The following is a 14594-nucleotide window of genomic DNA, read 5'->3' on the forward strand; positions in this document are numbered from 1 at the left end:
TGGTCAAAAAAAAGGACAAAACCCCGGTTGGTTTTGTCCTTTCGCAATGGTTTGTTTCAACGCTGCTTATGACTCGCCAACCGTGCTTTCCAGTACGGATTTGTATTTCTTGGCGTTGGCCGACTCGGCAGAAGTCGGGTATTTGTCAATAATCTGGTTGTACGTGTCAATAGCTTCCTGGTTTTGCTTGTTCTGCTCGTAGGCAAGTGCCAGCTTGAGCAGGTAACCGGGCGTAAAATATTGGTTGGGCTTGTAATCAGCCGCTTTTTTGTAGTAATCAATGGCGTCGCTGTAGGCTTTCTTTTCCATGTTGGCATCACCAATCAAAGCGTACGCGCGCGCTTGCACCAACAGATCGGATGAGCTGAAACCCTTCAGTTTTTCGATGGCATCATCGTATTTACCCTGTTTCAGGAGGGCAACACCCGCGTAAAAACCGGCGAGGTTTCCGGCCGGTGCGGCACTGTATTCTTCGGAGATCGTTGCCAGACCTTCGTTGGCACCGTTGCCGTTCAGGGCTCTTTTCAGCGAATCGGCCTCCCATTCATAAACCGACGGAAACATCGCCGTTTGGGCTTCCTGATCCTGACTGTCGATCCAATACCGGTAACCGATAAAACCCGCAATGGCCAGCACAACCACGCCCAGCAGACCCAGCACCAGCTTCTGGTTCTTCTCAAAAAACAACTCCGCTTTCCCCAACGACCCCGCTAAGGCAGTGGGATCTTCCAGAAACTCCAGTTTGGAGCTTGATTGTGTCTTACTCATTTATGAATAGCCAAAATTTCGGACTGCAAATTTAGTAAATCTCTGGATAATAGAAAGCAAAAAGCTATCCAAAGTTTTGATAATAAAGGAAAAAGGGGCAAAAAAGGAGGAGAGCAGGAAGGGAGTAGAGGACGAAAGAAAGGGGTGCGGTTTCCGGCATCCTCACTTCTTTTCGTCCTCTGCTCCTTTTAAATCCTTATTCCGTGATGAACGGATAGTCTTTCTGCATGTATACGTCCTTAAACGCTTCGTCCGGTGACGGGAAAGGCGACTCTTCGGCAAACTTCACCGACTCGTCCACAATTCCCTTGATCTTCTGATCGATAGCCGCCAGGTCTTCTTCCGTGGCTAATTTCTGTTCCAGAATTGTCGCCCGCACGTTTTCGATCGGGTCGCGCTGCTTATACTGCTCAAGCTCGTCTTTCGTACGGTATTTCTGCGGGTCCGACATCGAGTGGCCCCGGTAGCGGTAGGTCCGGAATTCGAGCAGCGTGGGGCCGTCGCCTTTGCGGGCGCGTTCGGCGGCCCGGCTAACGGCTTCGTGCACCGCTTCTACGTCCATGGCATCAACCGGTTCCGACGGCATGTCGTAGGCTTCACCCAGGGTGTAGAGATCGGTCACGTTTGAAGTCCGGGCCACGGAGGTCCCCATGGCGTAACCGTTGTTCTCGATCACAAAGATCACCGGCAGCTTCCACGTCATGGCGAGGTTGAGCGCTTCGTGGAACGAGCCTTGCCGCACCGCACCGTCGCCCATGAAACACATGCACAGGTTGGTCGTCTTGTTGTATTTTTCGGCAAAGGCAATGCCAGCACCCATCGGAATCTGACCGCCCACAATGCCGTGGCCGCCCATGAAATTGACCGACTTATCGAAAATGTGCATCGAACCGCCTTTCCCTTTCGACGAGCCGGTTTGTTTGCCAAATAATTCGGCCATGATGGCTTTGGGATCGGAGCCCAGCGCCAGCGGAATACCGTGGTCGCGGTAGGCCGTGATCCATTTATCATCTTTGGTCAGGGCCGAATACGATCCTGACGAACAGGCTTCCTGTCCGATGTACAGGTGACAGAAACCCCGGATTTTCTGCTGTCCGTAGAGCTGACCGGCTTTTTCTTCAAACTTGCGTTGCAACACCATCGATTCATACCAGTACAGGTAACGCTCTTTGGGATGCTGGGTTTTGGCCGCAGCTGGCGAAGACTTAGATTTTTCCTTTACACTTGCCATATGGTTCTTTGGGCGTAAAAAAAGGATAACCGAGTGAAAAACGGAAATCGTTTCTGACACAGGCAGTTCGTCATTCCATAACAAACGACCCGTATCTTTGTTGCTTAAACACGCAGATGGTACCGATAGCCCGAGAGGCCGGAACACTACGATGCCGCGAAAATACGCATTTCCCGCTAACAACCATACCGATGTATTTGGAAAAACTCAACCTGACCAACTTCAAAAACTACGAGGAAGGGAGTTTTACATTTAGCGAGCAGATCAATTGTATTGTCGGGCCCAACGGCAGCGGAAAAACCAATCTGCTGGATGCCATCTATTTTTTATCCCTGAGCAAAAGCGCGTTTCATAATCAGGACGCGCTGAGCATTAACCACCTGAGTGATTTCTTTATCATCGACGGCGTTTTTCGGCTGGACGAAAAACCGGTTCAGATTACGTGCAGCCTGCAGCGTGGTCAGCGGAAAGTGTTGTTGTCGGACAAAAAACCGTATGAGCGCATCAGTGAACACATCGGGCGGTTTCCGGTGGTGATGCTGGCGCCCAACGATACCGATCTGGTGCGTGAACACAGCGAGGAAAGGCGGCATTTTTTTGACGGCGTGCTGTCGCAACTCGATGCCGACTATCTGCGCGACTACCTGTTTTACCACCAGATTCTGAAGCAGCGCAACGGCACCCTGAAGCTGTTTGCCGAGCGAAATTACCTGGACGAAGAACTGCTCGAAACCTACAACGAACCGCTGTTGCAACTGGCTCAGAAGATTTACCAGCGCCGAAAGCGGTTTATTGCCGAGTTTTTGCCGATTGTGCAGAAGCATTACGCTTACCTGAGCGAAGCCCGCGAAGCCGTCGATATTATTTACGAATCGGAGGTCGGCAACGAGGAGTTTCCGAAAGATTTCCGCCGAAACCGCCAGCGCGACATTCAGTTGCAACGCACCAACAAGGGCGTTCACAAAGACGATTTTGTGTTTGAAGCCAACGGCGTCGCCCTGAAAAAATTCGGTTCGCAGGGGCAGCAGAAAACCTTTGTCATTGCGCTCAAACTCGCGCAGTTTGAGCAGTTGCAGGCCGAAAAGGGCATCAAACCGATGTTGTTGCTGGACGATATTTTCGACAAACTCGACGACCGCCGGATTGATAAACTCATCACCCTGATGGAGCACCACACCTTCGGCCAGATTTTCATCACCGACGCCCGGCCCGAACGAACGAAGGACCTGCTGACCGCCGTGAAAACCGAGGTGGCCTACTTTCAGACGGAGGGTTGAGAAATCACCCCGCCCAGTTCTCCCGATCCAGACTCCGGTACTGAATGGCTTCGGCCAGGTGTTCGGTTTCGATGTGTTCACTGCCGGCCAGATCCGCAATCGTGCGCGACACTTTCAGAATCCGGTCGTAGGCGCGGGCCGACAAGCCCAGCCGTTCCATGGCGGTTTTCAGGAGCGCCAATCCGGTATCGTTAATAAGGCAAACCTGCTTCACCATCTGCGACGGCATCATGGCGTTGGAGTAAATGCCGGGTTGAAGTTCAAAGCGGATGGTTTGGATGGCCCGCGCCCGAATCACCCGCTCGCGGATCGCTTCGCTGCCTTCGGAAGGGCGGTTGGCCGTCATCTGATCAAACGAAACCGGGGTGACTTCTACGTGCAGGTCGATCCGGTCGAGCAGCGGCCCGCTGATTTTATTCAGATACCGTTGCACCACGCCCGGTCCGCAGACGCACTCTTTCTCGGGATGGTTGTAGTACCCGCACGGACAGGGGTTCATGCTGGCAATCAGCATAAAATTGGCCGGGAACTCCACGGCCCATTTGGCGCGCGAAATGCTCACTTTGCGTTCTTCCAGCGGTTGGCGCATGACCTCCAACGCCGTGCGCTTAAATTCCGGCAATTCGTCCAGAAACAGGACTCCGTTGTGCGAAAGCGAGATTTCGCCCGGTTGCGGAAAGCTGCCCCCGCCTACCAGGGCCGCATCGCTGATGGTGTGGTGCGGGGAGCGAAACGGGCGGGAGGCAATCAGCGTGGCCCGGCTGCCCAGTTTTCCGGCTACGGAATGGATTTTGGTGGTTTCCAGCGCTTCGTGCAACGTCAAGGGCGGTAAAATGGTCGGGAGCCGCTTGGCCAGCATGGTTTTTCCGGCGCCCGGCGGACCAATCATGATGACGTTGTGACCACCGGCGGCCGCAATCTCCATCGCCCGTTTGATGTTTTCCTGTCCCTGAACGTGGGCAAAATCCGCATCGTAGGCATTTTGGGTGTTGGCAAACAGTTCCCGGGTGTCGGTCACCATCGGTTCAATGGTTTTTTTGCCTTCAAAAAACGCCACCGCATCCAGCATGGTTTCGACCCCAATCACGTCGAGGTTGTTGACAATGGCGGCCTCCGGCGCGTTCTCGGCGGGTAAAACAAAGCCTTTATAGCCCTGTTTCCGGGCTTCAATGGCAATCGGTAACACGCCTTTGATGGGCCTCAGCCGCCCGTCGAGCGACAACTCGCCCATGATAACGTACTCTTCCAGTTTGCGCTCGGGGCTGATCTGTTCCGATGCTTCCAACACGCAAAGCCCGATCGGTAAATCGTACGATGAGCCCTCCTTGCGGATGTCGGCCGGGGCCAGGTTGACCACGACTTTTTGCCGGGGCATGCGGTAACCAAAAAATTTCAGCGACGATTCCACCCGCTGCTCGCTTTCCTTGATGGCGCTGTCGGGCAAACCCACTAAATGGAAATGTAAGCCCTGAGCCACAGTCACTTCAATGGTAATGATGGTTGCACTGACGCCCTGCACGGCGCTTCCGAAGGTTTTTGCCAGCATGAAAAGTGGATTTCGATTTTTAGTTAGACGATGAATCCACCAAAAGGACACATCCAAAAACCGCTTTTCAGCGTTCGATTCAGGAGGAATTTTCGGCCGAACCGACAGATTTACCGCAAGCCAGTTTGTAAACTCTGAAAAGGCCCCCAACTTTGGAGTAAAATTAGCAGTTGGATTAGCAGTCTATTTTGATAAGTACGATGATGAATTCCCAGGAGCTTTACATTGAGCGAATTAAGACGGTTTTTTACGAGGAGTTTGGTCGGGAGCCCGCCCTGCTCGTTCGGGGACCGGGTCGGATTAACCTGCTGGGTGAGCACACGGATTACAACGGCGGCCTGGTGTTGCCCGCCAGCATCGATAAAGAAATCATTTTCGCCCTGGCCCCGCGTCCCGACCAGACCGCGCGGATGGTGGCTGAAAACGTCCATCAATCGTTTTCCTGTACGCTCGACCGGCTGGAATCCTCTCCGCTGGGCTGGCCGAATTACCTGCTGGGCGTGGTCGATCAGTTGCAAAAAACCGGGTATCGGCCGGGCGGTTTTGACCTGGTCTTTGGCGGCAACATTCCGTCCGGAGCCGGTTTGTCGTCGTCGGCGGCTCTGGAGTGCGGACTGGCGTTCGGACTGAACAAACTGTTTGGTCTGGGTTTATCGACGCTCGAAATGGTTAAGCTGGGGCAACGGGCCGAAAACCTGTTTGTGGGCGTCAATTGCGGAATTATGGATCAGTTTGCTTCCATGTTCGGGCGCGATCAGTCCGTCATCCAACTGGATTGCCAATCGTTACACCACGAATATTTCCCGTTTCAAACGACGGATTATGCGCTCATTCTGTGCGATACCGGCGTGAAACATTCGCTGGGCGACACCGAATACAACACCCGGCGGCAGGAATGCGAAACCGGCGTCGCCATTCTGCAACACTACCGGCCCGATATTCGCCTGCTGCGCGACGCCACGACCGAACTGATCGACGCCCACCGCGCCGAAATGCCCGGAAAGGTGTACCAGCGCTGCCGGTATGTAACCGAAGAAATTCAGCGCGTTCGGGAAGCCTGTCAGTATTTGCTGAAGAACGATCTGGCGGCTTTCGGTCAAAAAATGTACGAAACCCACCACGGTTTGCAGCACGAATACGAAGTAAGCTGCCCGGAACTGGATTTTCTGGTCGATCAGACGCGGAGCGACGATGCGGTTTTGGGCGCCCGGATGATGGGGGGCGGTTTTGGCGGTTGCACCATCAATCTGGTAAAGCGCGAAGCCGCCGATGCCTTCGTAAACCGGATGCGGGCGGTTTACCAGCAGCAATTCAACATTGAACTGAAATGCTATCCCGTCCGGATCACGGACGGGACATCGGAGGTACTTCAGGGAGGTACTGAAGCGTTCTAAAAAGAAAAAGTACCATGCACGAGTTTCTGGCCAGGCTTTATCAATTTGAAATTCGGATCCGGAAAGCCGTCAATTCCCAGATGCGCGGCAGTTTTCGGTCCATTTTTAAAGGCTCTGGCTTGGAATTCAGTGACTTGCGTACCTACCAATACGGAGACGACGTGCGGGCCATCGACTGGAACGTGTCCTCGAAAGGCCACGGCACGTTTGTCAAGATTTTTCGGGAAGAGAAAGACCAGACGGTTTTTTTTCTGATCGACGTCAGCGCTTCGCAGGAAATCGGCACGACGGCCCGTTCGAAGCTGGATACCACCCGCGAGGTTTGCGGGGTGCTGGCGTTGTCGGCCATTAAGGAAGCCAGCCACGTCGGGATGTATTGTTTTTCGGACCAGAAAGAGAAATACCTGAAACCGTCGAACAGCATGAAGCAGGGGTATCAGCTGATTGTCAACCTGTTCAAGCTAAAACCGGAATCCGTCCGGACGAACCTGGCCGACGCGCTGCTGTTTACGCTCAACGTTCTGAAACGCCGGAGTGTGGTTTTTCTGGTGTCGGATTTCATCGATTCCGGCTACGAACACAACCTGAAAGCCCTGGCCCGGAAGCACGATCTGGTGGTCATTCACATGTACGACCAGCGGGAAACCAACCTGCCCCGGCTGGGCATCATTCCGGTTTACGACACCGAGAGCCGCCGAACGGTTTGGGTCAACACCTCGTCGCCGAATTTTCGCAACGGCATCAAACAGACCTTCCGGCAAAGCCAGCAGCAACTGGAGCGGTTTTGCAAGCAATATAACGCCAATTACGTAGCCCTCGATTCGCAGGTCGACTACGTGCCGCAACTGATCGAATTGTTCCGCGTCCGAAAAGCGCGCTGAAGAGTTACTAATGAACAATGAACGATGACTAATGAACAGGAGCTACGGGCCGTTTCCCCCAATCGGCCATTCACCAGAACCATCCGGCGGTCAATCACTCGTTATTCAGTATTCGTTATTCGCTATTCAGTATTCCTTGTTCAGTTTTCGTGGTTCATTCCTCTTCACGCTCAAGTTCCCAAAGGCCTTTTTCTGACCGATACGATTGAAATTGGAAAACCGTTTCAGTATTCGCTGAGCATTCGGCACCGGGCCAATACCGATGTCTTATTTCCGGATACGGCCCGGCATTTTGCGCCGTTTCTGGTGCGGAACCTGGCCATTTTTTCGACGAAAACCGACGCCCGGGGCAGTCTGGACAGTTCGGTGTATACGCTGATTTCGTTTGAAACCAGCCCGGCGCAAACCTTGCAGGTCCCGGTTTTTCTGCTGCGCGCCCCCACCGACTGCACCGTGGTTCGTTCCAATATCGATACCGTCCAACTGCGCGAACGGGTTCAGACCGCGCGGCCCGACACGCTCCGGCTTTCGACCGATACGCAGGTCGTGACGCTGCGCCAGCAGATGAATTACCCCCTGCTGATGACGATCGTGATGGGGTTGTGCGGGCTGGCCGGCTTGCTGTTTCTGTTTTTTGGCCGAACCATCCGAACGCGCGTCCGGCGGTTTCGGTTGTACCGGCAGTATATGGATTTTCAGCGGACGTTTAATCGCCTGACGCGCGGCATCGGCCCCGAAACCGCCCACGACGATGCCGGACGGGCGGTGGTGATCTGGAAAAAATACATGGAACGACTGGAGCGCAAACCGTTTACGTCGTTGACAACCCGCGAAATTGTGGAGCTGGTGCAGGACAACCGGCTGGCCGACGCGCTGAAAGAAATCGACGGGGTTATTTACGGCAGTGTTTATTCCGATCAGACGCAGCAATCGCTCCGCATCCTGAACGAAGTGGCCGACAGCGCCTATCGCCGGAGCAGCGTTCAACTGCTGGAAGTCCAGCCGGAAACGACGAGTTGAGGAAAATTTATGGAATGGTTTTCGTATCGATGGTTTACAATTTCGCAGTTGCGGCAGCTAACCTGGGCGCACCCGATCTATTTGTACGCCATTCCGATCATTTTGCTGCTCTTTGCGTTGCGGGTATTGCTCTCGAGCCGGTCGCAGCAGCGGCTGAACGTTGCCCTGAACCGGACGGAACTCCAGCCCACGCTGATCGGCAGCCTGCGGTATTTGCTGCCGGTTAGTTTGTTTATCAGCATTGCGCTCATTTTGGTAACGCTGGCCCGTCCCCAACGGATCCGCGAAGAACCCGAGCGCGTGGCCGAAGGCATCGACCTGATGCTGGCGATCGATATTTCGTCGTCGATGGCCGAAACCGACCTGAAACCAAACCGCCTGGAAGCCGCCAAACGGGTAGCCCGAAGTTTTGTCAAAAGCCGCCGGAACGACCGGATCGGGCTGGTGATTTTTGCCGGGGAAGCCTATTCGTTGTGTCCGCTCACCACCGACCACGATCTGCTGAACAGCTATCTCAACGAACTGGACAACAGCATGATCAAAACCTCCGGTACGGCCATTGGCAGCGCGCTGGCGGTTTGCATCAACCGGATGCGCGAATCGAACGTGAAGAGCAAAGTAACGATTTTGCTCAGCGATGGCGACAATACGGCGGGTAACCTCGACCCGGTGACGGTGGCGCGGCTGGCCAAAGCCTTCAACATCCGGATCTATACCGTGGCCATCGGAAAACCGACACTGCCCATTCAGCGGACCAACCTGACAACGGTGACCGTGGACGAAGGCATTCTGACCACCATTGCCAACATCGGCAGCGGCAGCTTTTTCCGGGCGGGCGATGCCCCGCGTTTGCAGGCGGTTTTCAACGAGATCGACCGGCTGGAAAAGGCGCCCGTCAAAACCATTGTTTACAAGGATGTCAAGGATTTTTACCGCGTTTACCTGTACTGGGCCATCGTTTTTCTGTTGCTGACCCTGTTCCTGAAGAACACTATTTTTGGAAATATACTAGAGGATTGAGGAAAAAGGAGGAGGGGAGGAAGAGAGGAATAAAGCAGCTGACGCATTTTCTCTCTCCTTTCTCCGCTCTTTCTTTCCTCCGCTTTTCTCCTCCTTTATGCTCTTTTCTTTTTACAACGAAACCGCCATTGAAGCGGGTCTGGACGAGGTTGGGCGGGGCTGTCTGGCGGGTCCGGTGGTGGCGGCTGCGGTTATTTTACCGAAAGACTATACGCACCCGGTTTTAAACGATTCGAAACAACTGAGCCGGTTTCAGCGCGCGCAGTTGCGGACGGAGATCCAGCGCGACGCCCTGGCCTGGGCCGTGGCCGAAGTATCGAACGAGGAGATTGACCAGATCAACATTCTGAAAGCCAGCTTTCTGGCGATGCACCGGGCGCTGGATCTGATTATGGCGCAGGTGGATGGCCCAAAACCGGATCATTTGCTGGTGGATGGCAACCGGTTTGTCAATTACCCGATGATTTCGCACACCTGCATTGTGAAAGGCGACACGAAATTTCTGTCGATTGCGGCCGCGTCGGTGCTGGCGAAAACCTACCGCGATGAGCTGATGGAGAAGCTATCGCTGGAGTTTCCGCACTACGGCTGGGGGCAGAACGTCGGCTATCCGACCCCCGTTCACCGCCGGGCCATTCGGGAACACGGCCCGTGCCGCTGGCACCGGATGAGCTTTCGACTGGTGTAATTTTCGGAACGTTCCAACGCTTGGCCGGCCAATGGAATCCTGTCCGTATCGGCTATTTTACCTAAATCCGTATGAAGACGATTCCGGTTTTGTTGCTCCTGCTGGTGGTACTGGCCTGCAACCGCAAAGATGATGAGGTCATTCTGGCGCGTGGGCAATCCGTGCGCCTGATCCGGCACGATTATTACGGGAATCCTGCCAATCCGGCCGCTGTCGAATCCACGCAGTACGTATACGATCCGACTAACCGCATTCAGGAAATCATCAGCAACAGAACCGACGGGAGTCTGGATAGCAAACTGGTTTTTCGCTGGCTTAGTCCGACAACGCTCCGGGTCGAGCAGTATTACACCAATCCGCCCTGGTCATCCACCCGGGTTTCCAATCTGCCCCTGAAACTGTATTCCTACAGCGAAACCTTTTACAAGACCGATACGACCATCCAGGAGCGCAAAAACTACCTGGTTACCGACAATAAAGCCGATTTCAGATCATCCAGCCAGTTTACCTACGACGCCCAAAAACGAATCAGCCGGCGGGATATTTACGATACCAATAACCGCCTAGCCTCATCCGTTACTTTTACCTACGACCAGCGGGGCAATCTGATTCAGGCGTCGGGGGATCAGGCGACGTATGAGTACGATACCGCTCCCAATCCTTACAAACCCGTCAGGATCGATACGGAAATCAGCTGGTTTATGAGCTCCAATAACATTGTAAAGATGCGGGCCGCTGACCCCACGACGGGCGCCCAGGAAGAGACGCGCTACCGCTACGAATACCGGCCCGACGGGTATCCGACCCGGATGATATACCCCGATGGCCGGAAAGAAGAGTTTACGTACAATCAGTAGGGCGGTTTTACGGTTTTCAGTTTTCAGTATACGGTTTTCGGGTTACGCCCGGACGGTGCATTCGTTGCTTAATATCGAATAATGAATAACGAATAATGAACGCTGAAGGCGTCAGTCCCGGCGGAGAGCCGCACCGCAGCGACGGCTGGGCGAAAACCGAATACCGTAAACTTATCCTTGCTTTGGGCGCTTGTACAAGGGCACGGTGCTGCACGGTTCGCCGAACAGGATGCTTTGCACAACGGGCCGCAGCCGGCGGGTGATTTCGACATAGGCCGCCGTCGGAACCGGTACGTTGCTGCACCCTTTCACCACCACGCGGCTGTCGCGGAAGTCTTCGATGTTGATGCGGGCGATGGCGTCGAAATAAAGTTTTTCTTCCAGATCCGGCAGCGAACCAAAGACAACGGTACTGGCGTGCGGTTCCAGGTGGATGGTCAGCAGCATGTACGCCCAGGTTGGCACAATGGCGTCTTCCGAACAGATCACAGCCACATTTTTTCCCGCATACTGGCTCCAGTCGTGGCTTTTCAGAAACTCCCGAAAATCTTTTTCCTTCAGAATCAGGCCCATGAACAGGTTGTCTTTCAAATCATAGACAAGCCGTTCGCCGGGATGATAATAATCTTCCAGATCCAGTGATACCAGGCCGCTTTTGGCCACGCGATTGACAATCAGTTCGGTTTCCATACCGGCTAAACAACCAACTTCTTCGGCTTGGTTCCCACAAAATCTTTCAGGTAGTACGGTTCAAAACCGGCAACATCCTCAAACCGGTTTTCCTGATAGGCAACTGCCGCCAACTGCCCCACGGTTTTGGCCGATGGGTGCATGGTTTGTTCCGGAAAAACCGCATGGGGCTGGTGCGCTAAAACCGCCCGGCATTTGGCCGCGCCGTTGCCGAAGAAGACGAGCGGTTGTTGCGCCAGCAAATCAGCAAACGAATGCTCGTCGATGATCTGCGCCGAAGTTGGCAAAATTGCCTGGCCTTCCGAATTGTAGACCGCGCAGTAGACTTCCATCCGCCGGGCGTCGAGCATGGGGCAAAGCGCATAAGACGCCGGATAAAAACCGCCGGCCTGCCGGGCCAGCGCTTCGAGCGTATCGATGGCCAGCAGCGGTTTGTCGAGCGCAAAACACAAGCCTTTCGCCGTCGAAACCCCAATCCGCAAACCCGTGTAGGAACCGGGGCCTTTGGCAACCGCCACCGCATCCAGGTCCGAAAGCTGAAAACCGCTGTGCCGGACGGTCTGCTGAATCAGGGTCGTCAGCAGGCCCGACGAGGATTTTTCGGCAAATAATTCATAACACGCCAGCAGCAAACCGTCGCGGTGCACCGCCACCGAACAAACCGTCGTGGACGTATCGAGGGAGAGAATGAGGGACATGAAAATGAATGATGAATGATGAAGGATGAATGATGAAGGAAATGTGCTGTAGCCCATTCATCGTTCATCCTTCATCCTTCATCATTACAAAACTACTGTTTTGCTTTCAGGATGGATTGGTACCGGTTCATGTCTTTGAACAGGTCGAGGGCGACTTTGATTTCGGGATCGGTCGAGAAAGAAGCTTCTTTCATGCCTTTTTGCAGGTAGTAATGACCGACGATTTCCTGTTCGAGCAGCGTTTTCAGTTCGCCTTTAAATGTTGCCAGATCAACGTCCTTGCTGTGCGACAGTTTGGTGCGCAGGGCTTTCAGCTGATCCTGAATCTGATCGAATGATTTTTCCTTTTTGGCCGAGGCTTCCAGGGTGCCCAGTTCTTTTTCCACCTGGGTGGTATAATCGTACTCCTTGTCTTTTAGCCACGCCACAAAATTCTGGTATTCGGAATCCGACAAGCTGAACTCGCGGGCGGGTTTGATGGTCGGGTGGTCGTGGCGGTATTTGATGGCGTAATCGAAAATCAACCCTTTGTTTGTCAGACTCAGGGCAATGGGCGCGGGCGAAGCCGCTTCCACCGGGACATCCGGCGTTACCCCGCCCCCGTCATACACCGGGCGACCGGCTTTGGTTTTAAAGGCGGTTTTCAGCGAATCCGGGATTTTGCCCACGCTGCCGTCGGGATTGCGGTGGCTGTAATCAATCGCCTGAATGCAACGACCGCTCGGAATGTAGTATTTGGCCGTCGTGATTTTCAGTTTGGTGTTGTACGACAGTTCGCGGGTCGTCTGCACCAGCCCTTTTCCGTACGTCAGCTGACCCACCAGAACACCCCGGTCGTAATCCTGAATGACACCCGAAACAATTTCGGCCGCCGACGCGCTCCGGCTGTTGGTCAACACCACAATCGGGATTTCCAGATCCAGGGGCGGATTCAAAGCCGTATACGTTTTATTCCATTCGGTTACTTTACCTTTCGTCGTCACAATTTCCGACTCGCGCGGCAGCCAGATGTTGGCAATGTCGATGGCCATGTTCAGCAAACCGCCCGGATTCTCACGCACGTCCAGCACCAGCTTCTTCATGCCTTTGCCCTTCAGTTCGGTGAAGGCGTTGCGCACCTCGCGCGAAGCCGTTCCGGTAAAATCCTTCAGGTCGATGTAGCCCACGTCGCCCGTAATCATGCCGGAATAAGGCACGTTGGTCATCTTGACCACATCGCGCGTGACGTTCAGGTCAATGGGGGCATTGTTGCCAAACCGCTTGACGGTCAGTTTGACGGCCGTGTTGGTTTGTCCGCGCAGCAGTTTGTCAGAATCCGCTTCCCGCCGGGTTTTAATGTCCACGCCGTCAATCTTGAGGATTTCGTCGCCAATCTGCAAGCCGGATTTTTCGGCGGGCGTTCCTTCGTAAATCATCATCACGATGCTGCGCCCCTGCCGCGACCCGATCAGCGCGCCAATGCCGTTGTAGCGCCCGGTCGTCATCGTCATGTAGTCCTCGATTTCGTCTTCCGCAAAAAAGTTGGTGTACGGGTCCAGCGACTTCAGCATGGCGTCGATGCTGGACTTCACCATGCGGTTCGGGTTCAGTTCGTCGACGTAATACAGGTTCAGTTCCTTGAACAGCGTCGCGTAAATATCCAGGTTACGGGCGATTTCGAAAAACCGGTCGTCGTTGCGGAACGAGTAAAAACCAAGGCTTCCTGCCAGGAGGGTCGCGCCCAGGGCGACGGTCAGACGTTTACGCGTAAACATAGTTTCAGGAGTTGTTTCGCGGAGCTAAGCGGAGAATAACAGCAGTAAGCGGGGTGTTTCTCCGTTGACCGCTGTTATTCTCCGCTTGACGCTGCGAAATAGTAATCTATAGACGAGCTAAAGCTAATTTCATACTTTTTTCTATCTCTTCAAACGAAATTTTCTCGCGGGCGGTATATAAAAAGACAATATAAGCGGGAGGTTGCTTTGGTTTTTCGGGAGTTCCGAACAGAAGGGCCTTGTTTTTACGGTAGGCTTCGCGGACGCGCCGGCGGATGAGGTTGCGGTCGACGGCTTTTTTGTAGTTGCGGCTGGAAACCGAAATCAGAATGGCGGGCAGCGGTTCCGTGCGTTCGGGGTCACTGGTATACAGGAGCCGAAACGGAAAAAGGTAGAACGTCCGCGTGGTCGCACTACCTTTTTGAAACAACTGTCCGATGGTTTTTTTACTGCAAAGCCGTTCGGATTTCTTGAACGTTTGCTTCATAAGCGGTTTACGGTTTATAGTTTACGGTATACGGTTTAGGTCGCTTGATCGAACCGTATACCGTAAACTATAAACCGTAAACTAATTAAATCTTAAACCGGTCGCCTTTTTTCTCGTCCGAAACCGTCAGTTTATGACGTCCTTTTGCGCGACGGGCGGCCAGAACCCGGCGGCCATTGGCAGATGCCATGCGCTCGCGGAAGCCGTGCTTATTCCGGCGCTTACGGTTCGAAGGTTGAAACGTTCTTTTCATGACTAATTATATCTTGTATGCCTGTTTTTC

At 53.9% G+C, this 14594-nt stretch carries 15 protein-coding genes; 7 read left to right on the plus strand and 8 right to left on the minus strand.

Annotation, left to right across the window (positions count from 1 at the left end):
• Positions 1 to 66 precede the first annotated feature (66 nt).
• Both ACYVHX_RS10605 and pdhA read right to left on the minus strand, forming a co-directional pair.
• The gene (locus ACYVHX_RS10605; RefSeq protein WP_460671600.1) at positions 67 to 768 is read right to left on the minus strand and encodes a tetratricopeptide repeat protein; all 702 of its coding nucleotides are present in this window, start codon (positions 766 to 768) and stop codon (positions 67 to 69) included.
• 196 nt (positions 769 to 964) lie between these two features.
• Positions 965 to 1999, minus strand: coding sequence for a pyruvate dehydrogenase (acetyl-transferring) E1 component subunit alpha (gene pdhA / locus ACYVHX_RS10610; RefSeq protein WP_460671601.1), 1035 nt, complete (start codon positions 1997 to 1999; stop codon positions 965 to 967).
• A 191-nt stretch (positions 2000 to 2190) separates the two neighbouring features.
• Between pdhA and recF the strand changes: the two genes are divergently transcribed.
• Entirely contained in the window at positions 2191 to 3276 is a 1086-nt protein-coding gene (recF, locus tag ACYVHX_RS10615; RefSeq protein ID WP_460671602.1) for a DNA replication/repair protein RecF, read from the plus strand.
• Between the two features lie 4 nt (positions 3277 to 3280).
• On the opposite strand, the gene ACYVHX_RS10620 is transcribed toward recF, so the two are convergent.
• Positions 3281 to 4822, minus strand: a complete 1542-nt coding sequence (locus tag ACYVHX_RS10620; RefSeq protein ID WP_460671603.1) for a YifB family Mg chelatase-like AAA ATPase — start codon at positions 4820 to 4822, stop codon at positions 3281 to 3283.
• A gap of 200 nt (positions 4823 to 5022) precedes the next feature.
• Here ACYVHX_RS10620 and galK point away from each other — a divergent pair, with 200 nt between their 5' ends.
• From galK to ACYVHX_RS10650, 6 genes are all read left to right on the plus strand, one after another.
• Positions 5023 to 6216 (plus strand): galactokinase, encoded by a 1194-nt coding sequence (gene galK, locus ACYVHX_RS10625; protein WP_460671604.1) that lies wholly within the window; start codon positions 5023 to 5025, stop codon positions 6214 to 6216.
• Positions 6217 to 6230: 14 nt separating this feature from the next.
• Positions 6231 to 7097 (plus strand): DUF58 domain-containing protein, encoded by an 867-nt coding sequence (locus tag ACYVHX_RS10630; RefSeq protein ID WP_460671605.1) that lies wholly within the window; start codon positions 6231 to 6233, stop codon positions 7095 to 7097.
• Between the two features lie 24 nt (positions 7098 to 7121).
• Positions 7122 to 8117, plus strand: coding sequence for a hypothetical protein (locus tag ACYVHX_RS10635; RefSeq protein WP_460671606.1), 996 nt, complete (start codon positions 7122 to 7124; stop codon positions 8115 to 8117).
• 9 nt (positions 8118 to 8126) lie between these two features.
• Positions 8127 to 9137, plus strand: a complete 1011-nt coding sequence (locus ACYVHX_RS10640) for a VWA domain-containing protein (protein ID WP_460671607.1) — start codon at positions 8127 to 8129, stop codon at positions 9135 to 9137.
• A gap of 97 nt (positions 9138 to 9234) precedes the next feature.
• Positions 9235 to 9825: a ribonuclease HII gene (locus ACYVHX_RS10645; RefSeq protein WP_460671608.1), complete on the plus strand. Its 591-nt coding sequence runs from the start codon at positions 9235 to 9237 to the stop codon at positions 9823 to 9825.
• A 71-nt stretch (positions 9826 to 9896) separates the two neighbouring features.
• Positions 9897 to 10682 carry a hypothetical protein gene (locus ACYVHX_RS10650; RefSeq protein ID WP_460671609.1) on the plus strand — a complete coding sequence of 262 codons (786 nt, stop codon included), beginning with the start codon at positions 9897 to 9899 and terminating at the stop codon, positions 10680 to 10682.
• Positions 10683 to 10853: 171 nt separating this feature from the next.
• Here the strand turns inward: ACYVHX_RS10650 and ACYVHX_RS10655 are convergent, their stop codons facing one another.
• The 5 genes from ACYVHX_RS10655 to rpmH all read right to left on the minus strand — a co-directional run bounded on the left by ACYVHX_RS10655 (position 10854) and on the right by rpmH (position 14564).
• Positions 10854 to 11372: a DUF2480 family protein gene (locus ACYVHX_RS10655; protein WP_460671610.1), complete on the minus strand. Its 519-nt coding sequence runs from the start codon at positions 11370 to 11372 to the stop codon at positions 10854 to 10856.
• 5 nt (positions 11373 to 11377) lie between these two features.
• Positions 11378 to 12070 carry a tRNA (adenosine(37)-N6)-threonylcarbamoyltransferase complex dimerization subunit type 1 TsaB gene (gene tsaB / locus ACYVHX_RS10660; RefSeq protein WP_460671611.1) on the minus strand — a complete coding sequence of 231 codons (693 nt, stop codon included), beginning with the start codon at positions 12068 to 12070 and terminating at the stop codon, positions 11378 to 11380.
• 92 nt (positions 12071 to 12162) lie between these two features.
• Positions 12163 to 13824 (minus strand): S41 family peptidase, encoded by a 1662-nt coding sequence (locus ACYVHX_RS10665; RefSeq protein WP_460671612.1) that lies wholly within the window; start codon positions 13822 to 13824, stop codon positions 12163 to 12165.
• A gap of 106 nt (positions 13825 to 13930) precedes the next feature.
• Positions 13931 to 14311, minus strand: a complete 381-nt coding sequence (gene rnpA / locus ACYVHX_RS10670; protein WP_460671613.1) for a ribonuclease P protein component — start codon at positions 14309 to 14311, stop codon at positions 13931 to 13933.
• A gap of 85 nt (positions 14312 to 14396) precedes the next feature.
• Positions 14397 to 14564: a 50S ribosomal protein L34 gene (rpmH, locus tag ACYVHX_RS10675; protein ID WP_111628991.1), complete on the minus strand. Its 168-nt coding sequence runs from the start codon at positions 14562 to 14564 to the stop codon at positions 14397 to 14399.
• Positions 14565 to 14594: the final 30 nt, after the last annotated feature.

The organism is Larkinella ripae (assembly GCF_054780775.1).